This is a genomic window from Thauera phenolivorans (assembly GCF_001696715.1).
GTDB lineage: Bacteria > Pseudomonadota > Gammaproteobacteria > Burkholderiales > Rhodocyclaceae > Thauera > Thauera phenolivorans.
In genome coordinates this window covers 251199-272217 of the sequence record NZ_MBFM01000002.1, presented here as the reverse complement: position 1 = coordinate 272217, position 21019 = coordinate 251199, and the positions used below count along the sequence as shown (strand labels likewise).

Annotated in this window: 13 protein-coding genes and 1 tRNA gene; 6 read left to right on the top strand and 8 right to left on the bottom strand. The window is 70.4% G+C overall.

Annotation, left to right across the window (positions count from 1 at the left end; translation table 11 throughout):
- On the top strand, nt 1-670 hold a 670-nt coding region (locus tag BB334_RS04765), incomplete at its 5' end, for a DUF808 family protein (RefSeq protein WP_088179157.1).
- Between the two features lie 33 nt (nt 671-703).
- Here BB334_RS04765 and BB334_RS04760 read toward each other — a convergent pair.
- Nucleotides 704-1576 carry a hypothetical protein gene (locus BB334_RS04760; RefSeq protein WP_068805049.1) on the bottom strand — a complete coding sequence of 291 codons (873 nt, stop codon included), beginning with the start codon at nt 1574-1576 and terminating at the stop codon, nt 704-706.
- Nucleotides 1577-2270: 694 nt separating this feature from the next.
- Here BB334_RS04760 and sstT point away from each other — a divergent pair.
- Nucleotides 2271-3491, top strand: coding sequence for a serine/threonine transporter SstT (gene sstT / locus BB334_RS04755; RefSeq protein WP_068805046.1), 1221 nt, complete (start codon nt 2271-2273; stop codon nt 3489-3491).
- 16 nt (nt 3492-3507) lie between these two features.
- Here the strand turns inward: sstT and BB334_RS04750 are convergent, their stop codons facing one another.
- The 6 genes from BB334_RS04750 to glgB all read right to left on the bottom strand — a co-directional run bounded on the left by BB334_RS04750 (nt 3508) and on the right by glgB (nt 14876).
- A complete protein-coding gene (locus BB334_RS04750; RefSeq protein WP_068805043.1) occupies nt 3508-5976 on the bottom strand; it encodes a glycogen/starch/alpha-glucan phosphorylase in 2469 nt (822 codons plus the stop codon).
- A 70-nt stretch (nt 5977-6046) separates the two neighbouring features.
- Entirely contained in the window at nt 6047-7507 is a 1461-nt protein-coding gene (gene glgA / locus BB334_RS04745) for a glycogen synthase GlgA (RefSeq protein ID WP_068805022.1), read from the bottom strand.
- 10 nt (nt 7508-7517) lie between these two features.
- Nucleotides 7518-8786, bottom strand: a complete 1269-nt coding sequence (gene glgC / locus BB334_RS04740; protein WP_068805020.1) for a glucose-1-phosphate adenylyltransferase — start codon at nt 8784-8786, stop codon at nt 7518-7520.
- A gap of 51 nt (nt 8787-8837) precedes the next feature.
- Nucleotides 8838-10475: an alpha-D-glucose phosphate-specific phosphoglucomutase gene (locus tag BB334_RS04735; protein ID WP_068805017.1), complete on the bottom strand. Its 1638-nt coding sequence runs from the start codon at nt 10473-10475 to the stop codon at nt 8838-8840.
- A complete protein-coding gene (gene glgX, locus BB334_RS04730) occupies nt 10472-12637 on the bottom strand; it encodes a glycogen debranching protein GlgX (RefSeq protein ID WP_068806132.1) in 2166 nt (721 codons plus the stop codon). Before glgX ends, BB334_RS04735 begins: the two co-directional genes overlap by 4 nt.
- Nucleotides 12638-12650: 13 nt before the next feature.
- Nucleotides 12651-14876, bottom strand: a complete 2226-nt coding sequence (gene glgB, locus BB334_RS04725; RefSeq protein ID WP_158014350.1) for a 1,4-alpha-glucan branching protein GlgB — start codon at nt 14874-14876, stop codon at nt 12651-12653.
- A gap of 281 nt (nt 14877-15157) precedes the next feature.
- Between glgB and BB334_RS04720 the strand changes: the two genes are divergently transcribed.
- Both BB334_RS04720 and BB334_RS04715 read left to right on the top strand, forming a co-directional pair.
- A tRNA-Gly gene (locus BB334_RS04720) sits at nt 15158-15233 on the top strand.
- A gap of 61 nt (nt 15234-15294) precedes the next feature.
- Nucleotides 15295-16503: an alkaline phosphatase family protein gene (locus BB334_RS04715; protein WP_068805011.1), complete on the top strand. Its 1209-nt coding sequence runs from the start codon at nt 15295-15297 to the stop codon at nt 16501-16503.
- On the opposite strand, the gene BB334_RS04710 is transcribed toward BB334_RS04715, so the two are convergent.
- Nucleotides 16463-16957: a DUF1178 family protein gene (locus BB334_RS04710; protein ID WP_068805008.1), complete on the bottom strand. Its 495-nt coding sequence runs from the start codon at nt 16955-16957 to the stop codon at nt 16463-16465. The two genes, BB334_RS04715 and BB334_RS04710, sit on opposite strands and share 41 nt — an antisense overlap.
- A gap of 188 nt (nt 16958-17145) precedes the next feature.
- Here BB334_RS04710 and xdhA point away from each other — a divergent pair, with 188 nt between their 5' ends.
- Together xdhA and xdhB are read left to right on the top strand one after the other, a co-directional pair.
- Entirely contained in the window at nt 17146-18690 is a 1545-nt protein-coding gene (gene xdhA, locus BB334_RS04705) for a xanthine dehydrogenase small subunit (RefSeq protein WP_068805005.1), read from the top strand.
- Between the two features lie 10 nt (nt 18691-18700).
- On the top strand, nt 18701-21016 hold the full coding sequence (xdhB, locus tag BB334_RS04700) for a xanthine dehydrogenase molybdopterin binding subunit (protein WP_068805002.1): 2316 nt from the start codon (nt 18701-18703) through the stop codon (nt 21014-21016).
- Nucleotides 21017-21019 lie beyond the last annotated feature (3 nt).

The window sequence follows — 21019 nt, the reverse complement described above, 5'->3', positions numbered from 1 at the left end:
GCTGCTGATCATCGGCGGCATCTTCCTCGCCTATGAGGGCTTCGAGAAGGTGGCGCACAAATTCTTCCATCGCGGACCCGAAGAAAACGCGCATCACAAGGAAGTGGTGAAGGCGCTCGCCGATCCCGGCGTCGATCTTGTCGCGCTCGAGCGCGACAAGATCAAGGGTGCGGTACGTACCGACTTCATCCTGTCGGCCGAAATCATCGCGATCACGCTCGGGACGGTGGCGGGCAAGACCTTCACCACCCAGGTGGGCGTGCTGGTCGGCATCGCAGTGCTGATGACGGTCGGCGTCTATGGTCTGGTCGCCGGCATCGTCAAGCTCGACGATGCCGGGCTTTATCTCACCCGCCAGGGGGTCGAGAGCGGCTTTGCCCGCCTCAAGCGCGCGCTCGGCGGTGCGATTCTGGTCGCCGCGCCCTGGCTGATGCGCGGCCTGGCGGTGGCCGGCACGGCGGCGATGTTCCTCGTCGGCGGCGGCATCCTGACCCATGGCATCGGCCCGCTCCACCATGCGATCGCGGGCGTCACCGAAGGGCTCACCGGCGCCGCCGCAGTGCTGGTGCCGATGCTCTTCGACGCACTCACCGGCATCGTTGCGGGTGCGCTCACGCTGGCGGTCGTGAGCCTGGTCGGCCGACTGCGCCCGACGGCAGCTGGCGCCTGAGGCGGCAGGCCGCGGTGTGCCGGACGGCGGCGCTCAGAGCCGAGCTTCACCCGCCCACCAGCCGCTCATCAGGCCGGCCGGCCGCTCCCGCGCGCTGACGCGCGCGCTCGCCTCCCAGGCGTCGACCGGGACGTCGAGGCCGGCGAACACCCCATAGCCTCCGCCGGCGCGGATTTCCTCGCCGGCGCTCAGGCTCTCGCCGGCGCGGATCGAACCTTCGGCGACGATGGCGCCCGCGGCCTTGATACCCCAGCCCGCCTGCAGGTGCATCGCGCAACGGATCGACCCGCCGGCGACGATGCCCTGGCGCGCGCGCAGAACGGCTTCGGTGAGGATGTCGCCGCCGACCTGCAGCCCCTTGCCGAACGTGAGTTCGTCTTCACCGTGCAGTTCGAGGCCGACGAACACGTTGCCGCCGACTCGCAGAGGTCCGCCGCAACGCAGGTCCCAGGCTGCGCGGAGCTCGCCGTCGCAGTTCAGCCTGCCGGTGCAATCGATGCCCCAGCCCGCGCGCAGCTCACCGCCGACCTCGACGTCGCCTTCGACGCGAACGCTGCCGCCGGCGCGCAGATCCTCACCCACCGCCAGTTCGCCTCCGACCCGTACACCGCCACCGGCGCGCAGCGAGCGGCCGACGCGCACCAGGCCGTCGACGTCGACATTGCCGCGCACCTCGAGCGTGCCGGAAAAGACCACCGCATCGGCCTCGATCGAGTCGACGACGCGCACCGCGTCGGTGGGGCCGAACTGCTCGAGCAGCCAGCAGGCGTCGCCGACCCGGCCGGCCGCCACCATCGTGTCGAGCAGTTCCTGGTAGTTGCCGCCTTCGTCGAACTGGCGGACGAACCAGCGGAATCCATCGGTGCATGGGCGCTTCGCGCGCACGAAGCTTCGTGTGAGGATCATGACATCTCCATTTGCCTGGCGGCGCCACGAAATCGTCGTGGTGCCGGGTCGCAGCCGGGGCGGGAAGAGAACGGTCCGGTGCCGGGTGGGGCGCGAGGCCTGCGAGAAGGGCTTCTGCCGTCGCCTGGCGCGGCGGGCCCGGGAGAGAGACTCGTTCCCGCCCTGGCTGCACGTTGAGCAGGACGCGCGTCGGCGCGCCCTGGGCAAGGTGCCGTGCGGGGAGTCCGGGGGTTCAGTCCCGGTGCGGTCCCCGCACGGCCATGGAAAGCACGGCGGGAGACCCTGTCACCTTGAAGGCGATGTGGGATGGCGCGCCCGGGGGCAGCGTGAAATCGCCTCGGGTTTCGCGCACACCGACCACCGCGCCTTGGGGCACGTGGCGGAGGATGCGGCGATGGGGCGGGTTCATGTGCGCGGCGGGGGCCGTCATTTAGTGGACGGGCGCGATTGTAGGCCAGATTGGGGGGTGCAGGCCAACCGGCGCCGTGGTCCGTGCGCTGTCCCGAGATCCGCAGCCTGCCGATTGGGCCTCGCGGCCCAAGGCAGAATGGGTGGTTGCATGAGGAAACCGATTCGGCGGTGAGGGGGATTGGGCTAGAATCTTTCGCCACTCCTGCCGGCCCGCCGCCCCATCGGGCAGGCCGGTCCGTATCCACGCACCGCCGGCGCCTGGCGCCGGCCCCGGCTGTCGACCATGTCCACTCAACCCAGTCTTCTCGTCCAGCTCGTCACCCGCACCCACCTGGTGACGCAGATCCTCGTCGGCATGGTGCTCGGCATCATCCTCGCGCTGGTCGCGCCCGAGGCGGCGCGCGCCACCGGCTTCGTCGGCACGCTCTTCATCTCCGGCCTGAAGGCGGTGGCGCCGGTATTGGTGTTCATCCTGGTGATGTCGGCGATCGCCAACCACAAGCAAGGGCAACCGACGCAGATCAAGTCGATTCTGCTGCTCTATCTGGTCGGCACCTTCCTTGCCGCGCTCGTCGCGGTGGCGGCGAGCTTCCTTTTCCCGACCAAGCTGGCGCTGGTGCAGCCGGCGGTGGAGGCGAGCGCGCCGGGCGGGATCTGGGAGGTGCTGAAGTCGCTGTTGGTGAGCGTGTTCGCGAATCCTGTGCGGGCGATCCTCGACGGCAACTTCATCGGCATCCTCGCCTGGGCGGCCGGGCTCGGGGTGGCGCTGCGTAGCGGCGCCGAGAGCACCCGGCTGCTGATCGCCGACCTCGCACACGGCGTCACCGCGATCGTGCGCCTGGTGATCCGGCTGGCGCCGATCGGCGTGTTCGGCCTGGTGGCCTCCACGGTGGCGGAAGCGGGCCTCGATGTCCTCCTCGGCTACGCACGCCTGCTGGCGGTGCTGGTCGGGGCGATGCTCTTCATGGCGCTCGTGGTCAATCCGGCGATCGTCTTCTTCATGACCCGGCGCAACCCCTATCCGCTGGTGTTCACCTGCCTGCGCGAAAGCGGGCTCACCGCCTTCTTCACCCGCAGCTCGGCGGCCAACATCCCGGTGAATCTGCAACTCTGCGAACGCCTGCGCCTGCACGAGGACACCTACTCGGTGGCAATCCCGCTGGGCGCGACGATCAACATGGGCGGCGCGGCGATCACGATCGGCGTGATGACGCTGGCGGCCGCGCACACTCTGGGCATCCAGGTGGATCTGCCGACCGCCTTCCTGCTGTGCGTGGTGTCGGCGCTGAGCGCGGCAGGTGCCTCCGGCGTGGCCGGCGGCTCGTTGCTGCTGATCCCGCTTGCCACCAGCCTGTTCGGCATCCCGGCCGAGGTCGCGATGCAGGTGGTGGCGATCGGCTTCGTCATCAGCATCGTCCAGGACTCGGTGGAGACCGCGCTCAACTCCTCGACCGACGTCCTGTTCACCGCCGCCGCCTGCATCGCCGCCGAGCGCCGCGGCTAGGCGCTCGCCAGCCTGCTCACGGCGCGGCGGGCGGCGCGGGGGTGGCGTGCCAGATCGTTTCCGCGTACTCGCGGATGGTGCGATCCGATGAGAAGGCTCCCATGCCGGCGACGTTGAGGATCGTGCGGCGCGTCCAGTCCTCCTCGTCGCGATAGAGCGCATCGGCGCGGCGCTGGGCCTCCACGTAGCTCGCATAGTCGGCGAGCAGCAGGTAGTGGTCGCCCCAGCTCACCAGGGTGTCGTAGATCTGCTGGAAGCGGCCGGGCGCGTCCGGGCTGAACGCACCGTCGCGGATCGCGTCGAGTGCGTTCTTCAGCGCCGGGTCGGCAGCGTAGATGCGGCGCGGGCGGTAGCCGGCGGCACGGATCTCGGCGACCTCCGCCGCGGTCTTGCCGAAGATGATGATGTTGTCCTCGCCGACGCGTTCGCGGATCTCGATGTTGGCTCCGTCCAGGGTGCCGATCGTCAACGCGCCGTTGAGTGCGAGCTTCATGTTGCTGGTGCCCGATGCCTCGGTGCCGGCGGTGGAGATCTGCTCCGACAGGTCTGCCGCAGGCAGGATGATTTCCGCCAGGCTGACGCTGTAGTTGGGGATGAACACCACCTTCAGGCGATCTCCCACCCGCGGATCGGCGTTGACCGTGGCGGCGACGTCGTTGATCAGCTTAATCACGAGCTTGGCGAAGTGGTAGGCGGAGGCCGCCTTGCCCGAGAAGATCGCCACCCGCGGTACCCAGTCGGCGTCCGGTTCGGCGAGGATCGCCTGGTAGCGGGTGACCAGGTGCAGCACGTTGAGCAGCTGGCGCTTGTATTCGTGGATGCGCTTCACGTGCACATCGAAGAGCGCCGCCGGGTCGATGCGCAGCCCCAGACGGCGCTCCACCCAGCCCGCGAGGCGTTCCTTGTTGCGTCGCTTCGCTTCGCGGAAGGCTTGGCGGAACTCGGAGTCGTCCACATACTCGCGCAGCGCCTCGAGCGCGTCGAGATCGGTGCGCCAGCCGGTGCCGAGCCGGCGGTCGAGCAGGGCGGAGAGATCGGGATTTGCCTGCGCCAGCCAACGCCGCGGCGTCACCCCGTTGGTCTTGTTGTTGAAGCGCTCCGGCCACAGGCGGGCGAAGTCGGCGAAGATCGATTCGCGCATCAGCCGCGAGTGCAGCACCGACACGCCGTTGATCGAGTGGCTGGCGACCACCGCGAGGTGGGCCATGCGCACCCGCCGCTCGCCGTGCTCGTCGACCAGCGACATCCTGCGCATCAGCTCGGGCTGGTGCCCCTCGCGCGCGGTCAGGGCGTTGAGGAAGTTGGCATTGATGTCGAAGATCAGGCGCAGATGGCGCGGCAGCAGGCGGCCGAGCATCTCCACCGGCCAGGTCTCGAGCGCCTCGTACATCAGGGTGTGGTTGGTGTAGGAGAACACGCGCTGGCACAGGCGCCAGGCGTGGTCCCAGTTCAACCCGTGCTCGTCGACCAGGATCCGCATCAGCTCCGGGATCGCGAGCACCGGGTGGGTGTCGTTGAGGTGGATGCAGACCTTGTCGGGCAGGCGGTCGAAGTCGTCGTGGCTGCGCAGGAAGCGCTTCACCAGGTCCTGCAGGCTGGCCGAAACGAAAAAGTATTCCTGCCGCAGCCGCAGCTCGCGCCCGGACGGGGTGGAGTCGTCCGGGTACAGCACCCGGCTGACGTTCTCCGAGTGATTCTTGCTTTCGACCGCGCCGAAGTAATTGCCCCGGTTGAAGGCGCCGAGGTCGATCTCCTCGGTCGCCTTCGCCGACCACAGGCGCAGCGTGTTGGTGGCCTCGGTGGCGTAGCCTGGGATGATCGTGTCGTAGGCGGTGGCGAGCACGTCCTCGGTGCCGAGCCAGCGAATCTCGCCGCCGTGCTCCTCGATGTGGCCGCCGTAGCGCACGCGGTAGCAGACCTCGGGGCGGTGGAACTCCCAGGGATTGCCGTGGGTGAGCCAGTAGTCAGGGGTCTCGACCTGCTCGCCGTCCACGATGCGCTGGCGGAAGATGCCGTAGTCGTAGCGGATGCCGTAGCCGAAGCCGGGCAGGGCGAGCGTCGCCATCGAGTCGAGGAAGCAGGCCGCAAGGCGCCCGAGGCCGCCGTTGCCGAGCGCAGCGTCGGGCTCGAGTTCGAACAGCTCGTCGAGCTGCACCCCGAGCTCGGCCAGCGCCTGGCGCACCGGGTCCATCAGGTCGAGCGCGAGCAGGGCGTTGGTGAAGGTGCGACCGATGAGGAATTCCATCGACATGTAGTAGATGCGCTTGGCGTCCTGGTCCTCCTGCGCGCGGCGGGTCTTGACCCAGCGCTCGACGAGATGGTCGCGCAGCGCGAGGCAGGTGGCGCGCAGCCAGTCTTCGGGGCGCGCCGTGACCGGATCCTTGGCCTGGGTGTAGATCAGCTTGGTGGCGATCGCGCGCTTGAGCGCCTCGACGTCGCGCAGCGGGTGGTCGTACTGGTGTTCGAACAGCGGGCGGTTGGGCATGGGGAGGGGTCTGCCGCCGGAGCGGGAAAAAGGATCGGGAAGGGGCCGGAAGGTATGCGGCGCCGGGGGTTCAGGACAGCAGCTGGCGGTAGAGCGCGAGGTATTCGTCGGCGGCGCGGCCCCAGCCGCTGGGGCGCTGCATCGCGCGTTGCTGTACCCGTTTCCAGTCGGCCTTGCGCGCGTGGAGGGCGAGTGCACGGTCGGCCGCGGAAATCAGGCCATCGGCGCTGAAGCGGTCGAAGACGAAGCCGGTCGCGTCGGTGTCGATGGTCTCGAGGCGGGTGTCGGCGACCGTGTCGGCGAGTCCGCCGACACGACGCACCAGCGGCAGGGTGCCGTATTTCAGGCCGTAGAGCTGGGTGAGGCCGCAGGGTTCGAAGCGCGACGGCACCAGGATCACGTCGCTGCCGGCGATGAGGCGGTGGGCGAAGGACTCGTCGTAGCCGAGGCGCACCGCGATGCCGTCGGGGTCGGCCGCGGCGGCGTCGGCGAAGCCGGCCTCGAGCGCCGGATCGCCGCTGCCGAGCAGGGCGAACTGGGCGCCGCGCGCGCGCAGCGCGGGTAGGGCCTGGAGCACCAGATGCAAGCCCTTCTGCTCGGTCAGCCGGCTGACGACGCAGAACAGCGGGGCACGAGCGGTCCTCGCCAGCCCGAGTTCGCGCAGCAGCGCCGTCTTGCAGCGGCGCTTGCCGGCGAGATGGCCGGCCTCGTAACGGGCGGCGATCAGCGCGTCGGTCGCCGGATCCCAGACCGTCTCGTCGACGCCATTGAGGATGCCGGAGAGCGCGTGGGCGCGATCGCGGAGCAGGCCGTCGAGGCCGCAGCCCTGTTCCGGCGCCTGGATCTCGCGCGCGTAGCTCGGGCTCACCGTGGTGATGTGGTCGGCGAAGTAGAGGCCGCCCTTCATGAAGCTGAGCTGGCCGTGAAACTCCACGCCGTGCATGTCGAACTGGGCGTCGGGAAGACCGAGTGCGGCGAAGGCACTGCCGGGAAACACGCCCTGATAGGCGAGGTTGTGCACGGTGAACACGCTCGGCGGTGGTTTGCCATCGCGCGCGGCTGCGTTCAGGTAGGCGGGCGCGAGCGCGGCATGCCAGTCGTGCGCATGCACCAGCTCGGGCTGCCAGTCGGGGTCCAGCCCGTGGGCGAGCGCGGCGGCGGCCCAGCCAAGCAGCGCAAAACGCAGGTGGTTGTCGGCGTAGGGCCGATGCGCGTCGTCGGCATAGGGCCCGCCCTCGCGCAGGTAGAAGCGGGGGGCATCGATCAGGTAGGCGGGCGTGCCGCAGGCGGGAAGGCGGCCGCGCAGCAGGCGAGCGCCGCTCTCCGGGGGACACAGTCCGGCGGGCGGATCGAGCTCGGCGACCGGCGTGAGCTCGGTCACGCCTTCGAGCATCGGCCGGAAGCCGGGCAGCAGCACGCGGACGTCGGCGCCGGCGGCGCGCAACGCCGGCGGCAGCGCGCCGGCAACGTCGGCGAGACCGCCGGTCTTGAGCAGCGGAAACAGTTCGGCACAGGCCTGCAGGATTCGCATCGGATCTTCCTCAGAGCGCGCGCAGCATGCGCTCGGTAACCAGCGTGACGCCGTTTTCGGTGCGGCGGAATCGCTTCGCGTCGAGTTCGGGGTCCTCGCCGATCACCAGGCCCTCGGGAATCCGGCAACCGCGATCGATCACGACCCGGCTGAGCCGGCAGTTGCGGTTGATCTGCACGTCGGGCAGCACCACCGCCTCGGAGATCTCGGAGAAGGAGCGCACCAGCACGTTGGAGAACAATACGGAGTTGCGCACCGTGGAGCCCGAGACGATGCAGCCGCCCGACACCAGCGAGTTCAGCGCGGTGCCGCGACGCCCTTCGTCGTTATGCACGAACTTGGCCGGCGGCAGCTGCTCCTGGTAGGTCCAGATCGGCCAGTCGCGGTCGTACATGTTGAGCTCGGGCGTGGTGCGCGCGAGATCGAGGTTGGCCGCCCAGTACGCGTCCACCGTGCCGACGTCGCGCCAGTAGGCGCAGGAGAAGGGCGGGCTGGCGATCGCCGACATCGAGAACGGGTGGGCCTGCGCCTGGCCTTCGGCGACCGCGCGCGGGATCAGGTCCTTGCCGAAATCATGGCTCGATTGCGGGTTGGAAGCGTCTTCCTCGAGCAGGCGGTAGAGATAATCGGCATCGAAGATGTAGATGCCCATGCTCGCCAGCGATCTGTCGGGCCGATCCGGCATCGGCGGCGGATCGGCGGGCTTCTCGACGAAGGCGGTGACCCGGCGTTCGGTGTCGATCGCCATCACGCCGAAGGCGCTCGCTTCCCCGCGATCGACCTCGATGCAGCCGACGCTGACCGCCCGCCCGCTGTCGACATGGTCGGCGAGCATGATCGAGTAGTCCATCTTGTACACATGGTCGCCCGCGAGCACGAGTACGTAGTCGGTGTGTCCGCCGCCACGGATGATCGACAGGTTCTGGAATACCGCGTCCGCCGTGCCGCGGTACCACTGGTCCTCGTCCACCTGCTGCTGCGCGGGCAGCAGATCGACGAACTCGTTCATCTCGTTGCGCAGGAAACTCCAGCCGCGCTGCAGATGACGCAGCAGCGAATGCGACTTGTACTGGGTGATGACGCCGATGCGGCGCATCCCCGAGTTGAGGCAGTTCGACAGCGCGAAGTCGATGATGCGGAACTTGCCGCCAAAATGCACCGCCGGCTTGGCACGCACGTCGGTGAGCTCGTGCAGGCGGGAGCCGCGGCCGCCGGCCAGCACGAGGGCGAGCGTGTTGCGCGATAGCGCGCGGCTCTTGGCAATCTGGGTCATTTCCATGTCGAGTCGCTCCCAGTGGGGTTCGTGTTCGGATTCGGTTCCGTAGCCGCCTCAGGTCACCACCGTCGGCGCGTCCATGCCGGTGCGTTCGCGGATCGCGGCGAGCTCGTCGGCGATCGCGATCAGCGGTGCGAGGACCGCCTGTGCCGGCAGGTCGTGGCGCGCCGGGTCGGGCTCGTAGCGTTCGAGATAGACGCGCAGCGTCGCGCCCTCGGTACCGGTGCCGGACAGGCGGAAGATGATGCGGGCGCCGCCGGCGAACAGCAGGCGCACGCCCTGGTGCCGGCTCTCGGAATGGTCGACCGGGTCGAGGTAGGCGAAGTCGTCCGCCTGCTCGAGGCGAAGACCGTCGCCGAAGTCGCGCCCGGCCAGGCCGTCGAGGCGCTCGCGCAGCGCCGCCATCAGCGCCTCGGCGACGCTGGCGGGAATGGCTTCCCAGTCGTGGCGCGAGTAATAGTGGCGGCCGAAGCGCGCCCAGTGCCGCCGCACCAGCGCCTCCACCGACAACCCGGTCGCGGCCTGCAGATTGAGCCAGAACAGCACCGCCCACAGACCGTCCTTTTCGCGCACGTGGTTCGAGCCGGTGCCGTAGCTCTCCTCGCCGCACAGGGTGGCGAGGCCGGCATCGAGCAGATTGCCGAAGAATTTCCAGCCGGTCGGCGTTTCGTAGCAGGGGATGCCGAGTTCGCGCGCCACCGCGTCGGCGGCGCACGAGGTCGGCATCGAGCGCGCGATGCCGGCCAGGCCGTCACGGTAGCCCGGCACCAGGGTGGCGTTGGCGGCGAGGACCGCGAGGCTGTCCGAAGGCGTCACCACGAAGTTGCGGCCGACGATCATGTTGCGGTCGGCGTCGCCGTCGGAGGCGGCGCCGAAGTCGGGCGCATGGGGCGCCGCCATCGTGGCGATGAGCGCGCCGGCATGGGCGGGGTTGGGGTCGGGGTGGTGGCCGCCGAAGTCCTCCAGCGGGATGCCGTTGATCACGCTGCCGGCAGACGCGCCCAGCATTTCCTCGAGCAGGGTGCGCGCATAGGGGCCGCCGACCGCGCTCATCGCATCGAAGCAGATGCGGTGGCCGTCGGCGAACCAGGCCCGCATTGCGTCGAAGTCGAACAGCCGCTGCATCAGTTCGGCGTAGTCCGCCACCGGATCGATGACCTCCACCGCCATCTCGCAGAAGGTCGTGGGGCCGAGATGGTCGAGGTCGAGGACCGCGGGGCGGGCGGCGATGCTGTAGGAGGTCAGCGTCCGGGTGCGCGCGTGGATCGCCTCGGTGAGCATTTCCGGCGCCGGCCCGCCGTTGCCGATGTTGTACTTGATGCCGAAGTCGCCCTCGGGCCCGCCCGGGTTGTGGCTGGCCGAAAGGATGATGCCGCCGTAGGCCCCGCGCTGGCGGATCACCGCACTCGCCGCCGGCGTCGACAGCAGCCCGCCGCGGCCGACCAGCACGCGGCCGATGCCGTTGGCGGCCGCCATGCGCAGGATCACGAGGATGGCCTCGCGGTTGTGGAAGCGGCCGTCGCCGCCGAGCACGAGGGTCTTGCCCTCGCGGTCGGGCAGGGTGTCGAACAGGGCCTGGACGAAGTTCTCCAGGTAGTGCGGCTGGCGGAACACGGCGACCTTCCTGCGCAGGCCCGAAGTGCCCGGGCGCTGGCCGTCGAAGGCTTGAGTGGGAACGGTCTGTATCTTCATTTCGGAATCGTCTCCGATACGGTGCGGGCAGGGCGGAAGGTGCCGGTGGCGGCCTGGTCGACCAGGATCACAATGCCCCGTGCGGGCGTCTCGATCGTGTCGAGACGCCCGTCGTGCGCGCTTGCGGCGCGGGTTGCGGTGGCGGGCCGGCCGTCGGCCACGGCGCTGTCGAACAGCGGCTGCCAGTCGCCGTACGGAAGCACGAAGGCCTGAGGAGCGCCGTGCGGGTTGATCAGCAGCAGTAGCGGCGGCTGACGGGGCGTGGCCGGTTCGTGCCGCGCGCGCAGCCAGATCGCGATCGCCCGGCTGTCGCGGTCGTGCCAATCGTCGAAGTCGAGCGCGTGGCCTTGCGGGTGAAGCCAGGCCACGGTGTGACCCTCGGGGTCGTCCTGCGGGCCCGTCAGCCACTGCGCCTGACGCAGCGCGGCATGCGCCTGGCGAAGCGTGAGCAGTCGCGCGACGAAGGCGGTGAGGGCGGTGTCCGCCGCGGCCCAGTCGAGCCAGGTGATTTCGTTGTCCTGGCAGTATGCGTTGTTGTTGCCGCCCTGGCTGTGGCCGAGCTCGTCGCCGGCGAGCAGCATCGGCGTGCCCTGCGAGCAGAGCAGGGTGGCGAGCAGGGCGCGCTGCAGACGGGCGCGCAAGGCGCGCACTTCCGGATCGTCGGAGGGGCCCTCGACCCCCGCGTTCCACGAGCAGTTGTGGTGATGACCGTCGTGATTGCCTTCGCCGTTGGCCTCGTTGTGGCGTCGGTCGTAGCTGACCAGATCGCGCAGGGTGAAGCCGTCGTGGGCGCTGATGAAGTTGATGCTCGCGACGGGCGCGCGCCGCTGGTAGTGGAACTGCGTGCTGGAGGCCGCGAAGCGGTGGGCGAACACCGCGCGGTCGGCCGCCCCACGCAGCCACCAGCCGCGCATGTTGTCGCGGAACTGGTCGTTCCATTCCGCCCAGCCGGGCGGGAAGCGGCCGAGCTGGTAGCCCTCGGGGCCGGGATCCCAGGGCTCGGCGATCAGTTTCAGCGAGGACAGCAGCGGATCGGCCTGCAACGCGGCGAAGAAGCCGGCGCGGCGGTCGAAGCTGCCGTCGGGCCGGCGCGCGAGCATTGGCGCAAGGTCGAAGCGGAAGCCGTCGACCCCGTATTCCTCCGCCCAGTGGCGCAGCGCGCCGATCGCCAGCTCGATCATCCGCGGCTCGCCGAGGTCGACGCAGTTACCGCAGCCCGACCAGTTGCGGTAGCGGGCCGGATCGGCGGGGTCGAGGTGATAGGCGCGAGCATTGGCAAGGCCGCGCAGCGAGAGCGTCGGCCCCGCGGCGTCGGTTTCCGCGGTGTGGTTGAAGACGACGTCGAGCACCACCTCGATACCGCCCGCGTGCAGGCGCGCCACCGCGGCGCGCAGCTCGCTCGCCGGGCTGGTGCCGCGCCGGCCGCTCCAGTAGCGGGTCTCGGGGGCGAGCCAGGCGATCGGCGAGTAGCCCCAGTGGTTGCTCAGCCCGGCGCGCTGCAGCGCCGCCTCGTCGGCACGGAAATGCAGCGGCAGCAGGCTCAGGGTGGTGACGCCGAGCGCGTGCAGATGCGCGATCAGTGCAGGATGGGCGAGCGCGGCGTAGCTGCCGCGCAGCGCCTTCGGCACGTCCGGATGGCGCATCGTGAGCGCCTTCACGTGCGCCTCGTAGAGCACCGTGCGATCGGCGGGGACGGACGGACGGCGGTGGCGGCGCGTGGCGAGGGCAGGCGCGACCCTCGCCTTGAGCGCGACGGCGGCGTTGTCGCGTGGGTCGGGGCGGGCGGGGTCGGCCGGATCGTGGCCCAGGTGGAGATCGAGTTCGCCCTCGTAGCGGCCCACCACTTCGCGCGCCCAGGGGTCGAGCAGCACCTTCGCCGGGTTGAAGCGGTGGCCGCGCTGCGGCGCCCAGGGCCCGTGGGCGCGCAGGCCGTAGACCAGGCCGGGCCCGGCGCCGGCGAGCAGGCCGTGCCACACGCCGTCGGTGCAGCGCGGCAGCTCGAGCCGTTGCAGCTCGCACCGGCCGCTGTCGTCGAACAGGCACAGCTCCACGCGCTCGGCGTCCGGTGCCCACACCGCGAAATTGACGCCGCCCGCTCCGCGCGGACCGACGCAATGTGCGCCTAGCGGGTGGGGGCGGCCGGCGGCGAGGGTCGCGCTCATGCCGACGGGGTGCTCACGACCGCCCATCGCACACCATCATCACCACCGCCAGCGGCGGCAGGCTCAGCGTCACCGACTGGGCGCGCCCCTGCCAGGCGACGGCTTCGCTCGCGCGCGGCGGATTGACCACGCCCGAACCGCCGTAGAGGGCCGCGTCGGTGTTGATCAGCTCGCGCCAAGTGCCTGCAAAGGGCACCCCGATGCGCCAGTCGTGGCGCACGACCGGCGTGAAGTTGCAGACCACCACCACCGGCGCCTCGTCGGCGCCGGCGTGGCGTTCGAAGGCGAGCACCGAGTGCTCGGCGTCGGCGTGCTCGATCCAGGCGAAGCCCTCGGGCGCAACGTCGAGCCGATGCAGCGCCGGCCACGCGCGCATGACCCGGTTGAGGTCGCGCACCAGGCGTTGCATGCCGGCATGGGGGCCGTGCTCGAGCAGGTGCCAGTCGAGCGAGCGATCGGCGTTCCATTCGTCCCACTGGGCGAACTCGCAGCCCATGAACAGCAGCTTCTTGCCCGGATGCGCCCACATGTAGCCGTACAGCGCGCGCAGGTTGGCGAACTTCTGCCAGTCGTCGCCCGGCATCTTGTTCAGCAGCGAGCCCTTGCCGTGCACCACCTCGTCGTGCGAAAGCGGCAGCACGAAGTTCTCGGTGAAGGCGTACATCATCGAAAAGCGGATCTGGTCGTGGTGGTAGCGCCGATGGACCGGCTCGCGCGCCATGTAGGCCAGGGTGTCGTTCATCCAGCCCATGTTCCACTTGAAGTGGAAACCGAGGCCGCCGTGCTCGAAGTCGGCGCTCGGCGGCCGCGTCACCGCGGGGAAGGCGGTGGACTCCTCGGCGAAGGTCGTCGCCTCGGGACGCTCGGTGCCGACGATGTGGTTCATCCGGCGCAGGAAGGCGATCGCCTCCAGGTTCTCACGCCCGCCGTAGCGGTTGGGGACCCATTCGCCGTCGGCGCGGCTGTAGTCCCGGTAGAGCATCGAGGCCACTGCGTCGACCCGCAGGCCGTCGAGGCCGTAGCGCTCGATCCAGTACAGCGCGTTGGCGACCAGGTAGTTGCGCACCTCGACGCGGCCGTAGTTGTAGATCAGCGTGTTCCAGTCGCGATGGAAGCCCTCGCGCGGGTCGGCGTGCTCGTACAGGCAGCTGCCGTCGAACTCGGCGAGCCCATGGTCGTCGGTCGGGAAGTGCGCGGACACCCAGTCGAGCAGCACGCCGATCCCCGCCGCGTGGGCGGCCGCGACCAGCGCGCGGAAGTCCTCCGGGCGGCCGAAGCGGGAGGTCGGTGCATAGAGTCCGGTCGGCTGGTAGCCCCAGGAGCCGTCGAAGGGGTGCTCCTGCACCGGCAGCAGCTCGATATGGGTGAAGCCCATGTCGGCGACGTAGGCGACGAGCTGTTCGGCGAGCTCTCGATAGTCGAGCCATTCCCCGCGCTCGTTCCGGCGCCACGAGCCGAGGTGCACCTCGTAGATGCTGATCGGTGCGTCGAGGGCGTTGGCGCGCCGGCGCGCTTCCTGGCTCGCCAGGCCGGGCAGCAGCCGCTGGACCACCGAGGCGGTCTGCGGCCGCATCTCGGCGCGGAAGGCGAAGGGGTCGGCCTTCAGCCGCAGGCGGTCGTCGGCGCCCAGGACCTCGAACTTGTAGAGTTCGCCCTCGCCGACGCCGGGCACGAAGATCTCCCAGATGCCGCAGCCGTGGCGCAGCCGCATCGGGTGGCGGCGTCCGTCCCAGTGGTTGAAGCCGCCGACCACCGATACCCGCTTTGCCGCAGGCGCCCACACCGCGAAGCGCGTGCCGCCGACCTCGTCGATCGCCTGCGGATGCGCACCCAGCCATTCGTAGGGCCGATGGTGCGTACCCTCGCCGAGCAGCCAGGCGTCGAGCGCGCCAAGCAGTGGGGGAAAGCGGTAGGCGTCGTCGAGGATCGCGACCGGTCCCGGTCCGCCCTCGGGCGCGCGCCACTGCACCCTCAGCCGGTATGCGAAGGGCTTGCGGCGGCGCGGCAGCACGCCGACGAAGAGCGCGCTGTCGTCCTGCCGCGTGAGCGCGCCGGTGCGCTGCGCACGGCGATCGAGCACCTCGACCGTCAGGGCGCCGGGGAGCAGGGCGCGCACCACCAGCCCGCCGTCGATTTCATGCATGCCGAGCACGGCGAACGGGTCGCGGTGAACGGCGTCCATCAACTGCTGCAAGGTATTCGGATCGACCCTTGCAGGGTCATGGCTCGGATGGATCATCAGGCGCACCTGGACTTTGCGGGTTCGGCTGCCGGGCAGCCCACCGGGAGGCGAAAACGGGGCGTACCCGCTCCCGCCGCCCTTTGAATGCGATTGTCGCATGCGGGCTTCATCGCGGGCTAGCTGCACCTCGGCAGGCAGGGGGGATTTGGCGCGGCGACTCTTGCACGCCGCCGCGGGCGCAAGTATATTTCGCCCCCGTCGAGCGGAGCACGAAGCCCGACGCGCCGGCGCGCTTCGTATGCCGGAAGAATTCGGCCAGCAGTGTGGCCACGGTCCATGCGGGAATAGCTCAGTTGGTAGAGCGCAACCTTGCCAAGGTTGAGGTCGCGAGTTCGAGCCTCGTTTCCCGCTCCAGCACGAGAACCGGATGTATGCTCTGCATGCATCCGGTTTTTGCCGTCTCCCCCCCCTGTCGATGACCATCTCCACCATTCCCCTGCCGAGTGCCGCAGCCGTGCCGGACTACGGCGAGCGCGGTCTTTACCGCCTGGCGCACGGCATGCGCGAGTGGCTTCACGATGACAGCGCCGGCTGGCCGCTGGCCGGGGTGGGTGCGGGCGAACGGGCGCTGGTCGTGCTGCTCGTCATCGATGGCCTCGGCGACAATTTCCTCGCCCGCCACGGCGGCGGCGGGGCCTTGCTCGCGCATCGGGCAGGACGCCTGAGTTCGGTGTTCCCGAGCACCACCGCGAGCGCGGTGACCACGCTGATGACCGGGCTCGCGCCGGCGCAGCACGGGCTCAACGGCTGGTTCATCCACGACCGCCGCTTCGGCGGGGTGATCGCCCCGCTCCCGCTGCAGCGGCGCGGCAACGGCCCGCTCGAGGCCCCGGCGCTGCTGCCGCGGCTGTTTCCCTACCGCTCGGCATTTGCCGGCGCATGCCGGCCGGTGGTGGTGGTCTCGCCCGCGGAAATCGCCGGTTCCGGCTTTTCGCGGCGGCATTCCCACGGCGCCCGGGTCCGTCCCTATCGTTCGCTCTCCGGCCTCGAGGAGGCCATCGTCGCCGAGGCCGGGGCCTTGCGTGATTCGGGTGGCCTGATCCATGCCTACTACTCGAGCCTGGACGCCTTGAGCCACCAGTTCGGCTGCCAGTCGGAGGAGGCGCTGTCGTGCTTCGCGCACATCGACGCCGTCTTCACGCGCCTCGCCGCACGCCTCGAGGGCACGGGGGCCCAGCTCGTATTGACCGCCGACCATGGCTTCATCGATGTCCCCGATGAACGCTGCCTGCAACTCGCGGCGTGGCCGGACGTGGCGGCGATGCTCGAAGCGCCGCTGTTCGGCGAGCGTCGCGCTGCCTTCTGTGCGGTCCGCCAAGGGGCGGCGGCGGAATTCAATGCCTGGGTGGCATCGGAACTCGGCGGCAGGGCGGTGCTGGTCGAAGGCCCGGCACTGCGGCACAGCGGACTGCTCGGACCCGGGCGGCCGCACCGGCGGCTGGCCGAGCGCGTCGGCACCCATGTGCTGCTGATGGAGGCGGGGTGGACGCTCGCGGACCGGGTGGCGGGCGAGAAGCCGGTGTCGATGCGCGGGGTGCACGGCGGGCTGAGCGCAGACGAGATGTGGGTGCCGCTGGTGCGCTTCAGTGCAGGTCTTCGTCGGGCGGCACAGGCAGCACCGTGATGCCTTCCTCGAGCAGTTCGCCCAGCTCGTCACGCGAGGCCTGGCCACGGATGCTGCGCGCCTCGATCTCCCCGTAGTGTATGCGGCGTGCCTCGTCGGGGAAACGTTCGCCGACGTCCTCGGCGTCGCGCGACATCCGGCGCAGGGCGGCGACTGCGAAGGCGATTGCCGCCTCGGCGGCGGGCGGCGCTGCGAAGGGCCGCGCTGCGGAGGGCGGCGCGCCGGCGGAGGCCCGTTCCGGCACCGCCGATCGTGGCTTGTCCGGCTGCGCCGCAGGCGGCTGCGGCTGGCGAGTCTGCACGTAGGGCGCGCTCGGCAGGCGATCGATCGCGGTCGAGCCGCATTCGGGGCAGGACACCAGCCCGCGCGCGCACTGCTCGGCGAAGGCGTCGGCGGAGCCGAACCAGCCTTCGAAGCGGTGATTGTGGTCGCAGCGCAGGTCGAGGACGATCATCGGAGGGGCAAACGGCGCCGGATCGATGCGGGAGTCTTGATTATACGCCGCCGGCACACCCCCCACGGCCGTAACGGCGGGGTCGTCAGCGATGGTTTCGCCGCATCGGCGCGGGGTTTGCGTCCGCCCTTGACAAGCCGAAAGGGGCCCCCATGATGAAGCCATCCCGCATGGATGGAGCGCGAGCAATGAAGGCAGGCGGCGGCATCACTTCCCCCGAGCCGGGGCGCGCAACGATCCGCTTCCTGCTCGACGACCGCATCGTCGAAGTCCATGACCCGGTGCCTACGCGCAGCCTGCTCGACTTCCTGCGCGAAGACCTCGGGTGCACCGGCACCAAGGAGGGCTGCGCCGAGGGCGACTGCGGGGCCTGCAACGTGGTCGTCGGCGAGCGCGTCGTCGCCGCGCAGGGCGAGCGCCTCCGCCTTCGCGCGCTCGCCGCCTGCCTCTGCTTCCTGCCCACGCTCGATGGCAAGGCCTTGTTCACCGTCGAGTCGCTGAAGGCCGCCGACGGTGTGCTGCATCCGGTACAGCAGGCGCTCGTCGAATGCCACGGCTCGCAATGCGGCTTCTGCACGCCCGGCTTCGTGATGTCGCTGTTCGCCCTGTTCAGGTCGGACGAAGCGCCGACGGCGGCGGCGATCCGGGACGCGCTGGCGGGCAACCTGTGCCGCTGCACCGGGTATCGGCCGATCGTCGAGGCGGGCGCACGGATGTACGCGCTGGGCGCGGACGAGCGGGACTGGCTGCGCCGGCCCGGGGCGGGGAGCGAGGCGGGCGAATCCGAGCGTGCCCTTCTCGCGCGCCTCGTCGCCCTCGAGCGGCGCGACCCGCTCTGCATCGACGGGCCGCACGTACGCTTCGATGCGCCGACCAGCCTTGCTGGATTCGCTGCGCTGTGCGAGGCCCATCCGGAGGCCTGCATCCTCGCCGGGGGGACCGATGCCGCGCCCTGGGTGCGCAAGCGGCACCGGCCGCTGCCGCATCTGATCCATGTCGGCCGGGTGGAGGAGCTCAAACGCATCGTGCCCGACGGCGGCGGTCTCGAGATCGGCGCAGGTGCCAGCCTGAGGGACGCCTTCGCCGCGCTCGACCGCCTCTATCCCGAGCTCGCCGCCCTGTGGCGGCGCTTCGGCGCGATGCCGGTGCGCAATGCCGGCACCCTGGGTGGCAACATCGCCAATGCATCGCCGGTCGGCGACGCGACCCCGATCCTGATCGCGCTCGGCGCAAGCCTCCTGCTGCGCCGGGGCGAGGCGGTGCGCGAACTGGCGCTGGGGGATTTTCATCGCGGCTACCGGCAGACCGCGCTCACTCCGGGCGAGTTCATCGAAGCGGTGCGCGTGCCGCGGCCGCAGGCGGACCTGCGCGTGCGTGGCTACAAGGTCGCTCGGCGCCACGACCAGGACGTCGCCGCGGTATCCGCCGGCTTTGCCCTGCGGCTCGACGGCCGAAACGTGTGTGAGGCGCGTCTGGCCTGGGGCGGAATGGCGGCGACGCCGAAGCGGGCCCCCGCCGCGGAGGCGGCGCTGCTGGGCCGCCCCTGGGACGAGGCTGCGGTACGTGCGGCGATGGCGGCGCTCGAGGAAGACTTTCGCCCGATCGACGACCTGCGCGCCTCTTCCACCTACCGCATGAAGGTGGCACAGAATCTGCTGATGCGGCTGTGGCTGGAGACGCGGCGCGAGGCGCCCCTGGCGGCCGCCCAGGTCGACCTCCGTTCGCTGGGTTGAGGAGGGCACCATGGAAGCGATCCCGATGAGCGTTCCCGCCGCGCCCGAGGGCGTGGCGCACGAATCGGCCCGCCTGCACGTCAGCGGCGAGGCGGACTACGTGGATGACATTGCCGTGGTGGCGGGGACGCTGCATGCCGCGCCCGGCCTGTCGGAGCGCGCCCATGCCCGCATCCGGGCGCCCGAGCTCGAGGCGGTGCGGCGCCAGCCCGGGGTGGTCGCCGTGCTCACCGCCGCCGATATCCCCGGCATCAACGATTGCGGCGCGGTAGTGGCCGACGAACCGATCCTGGCCGACGGCGAGGTGCGCTACGTCGGCCAGCCGGTGTTTCTGGTGGTCGCCGATTCGGCCGAGACGGCCCGGCGCGCCGCGCGCGCGGCGCGGATCGACTACGAAGCGCTGCCCGCGCGGCTCGACCTCGCCGCGGCGCGTGACAAACTCGACCTGGTGCTGCCGCCGATGCAGTTGCGCCGCGGCGACCCGCAGGCGGCGCTCGCCGCCGCCCCGCATCGCCTCGTCGCCGAATGGCGGGCCGGCGGCCAGGAGCACTTCTATCTCGAGGGCCAGGTTTCGTACTGTCTGCCGGTCGAGGACGGCGGCCTCCACCTGTGGTGCTCCACCCAGCATCCGAGCGAGGTCCAGAAGTCGGTGGCGCGTTGCCTAGCCACCACGGCGAACCGGATCGTGGTCGAGGTACGCCGGCTCGGTGGTGGCTTCGGCGGCAAGGAGGCACAGGCGACGGGATTCGCCTGCCTCGCCGCGCTCGCCGCCTGGAAGCTTCGCCGCCCGGTGAAGCTGCGACTCGACCGCGACGACGACATGTGCGCGACCGGCAAGCGCCACGAGGTGCTCTACCGGCTCGCGGCCGGTTACGACGACAGCGGCCGGATCCTCGCCGCAGACGTTGAGATGGCGCTCAACGCCGGCCACTGCGCGGACCTCTCCGGCGCGATCGCGACGCGCGCGGCATGCCATGTGGACAACGCCTACTTCCTCCCGCATGTGGACATCCGCGCCCTGTGCTGCCGCACCAACCTGCAGTCGAGCACGGCCTTCCGCGGCTTCGGCGCGCCGCAGGCCGCGCTCGCCACCGAATACCTGATCGACACCATCGCCCGCCGCCTCGACGAAGATCCGCTCGCGGTGCGGCGGCGCAACTTCTACGGTGGCGAGGGGCGGGACCTCACGCCGTATGGCCAGCGCGTGGTCGACAACGTGCTCGAGTCGCTGGTCGCCGAACTCGAGGCGAGCAGCGAGTACCGGCTGCGCCGGGACGCAGTGCGCGCCTTCAATGCCGACAGCCCGGTGCTGCGCAAGGGACTGGCGCTGACGCCGGTGAAGTTCGGCATCTCCTTCAACCTGTCGCACCTCAACCAGGCCGGCGCGCTGGTGCATCTGTACACCGACGGCTCGGTGCTCCTCAGCCACGGCGGCACCGAGATGGGGCAGGGGGTGCACACCAAGGTCGCGCAGGTGGTCGCCCGCACGCTCGGTGTCTCCCTTTCGGTGGTGCGGATCGCCCCCACCGATGTGTCGCGCGTCGCGAACACCTCGGCGACCGCCGCCTCGACGGGCACCGACCTCAACGGCAAGGCGGCGGAGGCGGCGGCGCGCCGGATCCGCGAGCGGCTGGCGGCGGTGGCTGCGGCGCACTTCGGCGTGCCGCTCGAGGCGGTCGGCTTCGCCGAGGGCCGGGTGCGCGCCGGAGACGCGGAGATGTCGATCGCGGCGCTCGCCCGACTGGCCCATCGCGCCCGCGTCCAGCTGTGGTCCGACGGCTTCTACGCGACCCCGAGCTTGCATTGGGATGAGGACAGCATGACCGGACACCCCTTCTACTACTTCGCCTACGGCGCGGCGGTGTCCGAAGTGGTCATCGACAGCCTCACCGGCGAATGGCGGGTGTTACGCGCCGACCTGCTGCACGACGCCGGCGCGTCGATCAACCCTGCGATCGATCGCGGCCAGGTCGAGGGCGGCTTCATCCAGGGTATGGGCTGGCTGACGATGGAGGAGCTTCGTCGCGATGCCGAGGGTCGTCTGCTGACGCATTCGCCGTCGACCTACAAGATCCCCGGGGTATCGGACTGCCCGCCCGACTTCCGCGTCCGCCTCTACCCCAATCCCAACCGCGAGGATACGATCCTGCGCTCGAAGGCGGTCGGCGAACCGCCCTTCCTGCTCGGCATCTCGGTCTTCCTCGCCATCCGCGACGCGATCGCGTCCTTCGCGCCGCCGCGGGTGGCGCCCCCGCTTCGCGCGCCGGCCACGCCGGAAGCCATCCTCGACGCGATCGAGGCCGCGCGCGCCGGCGCCGGCGTCTAGCGG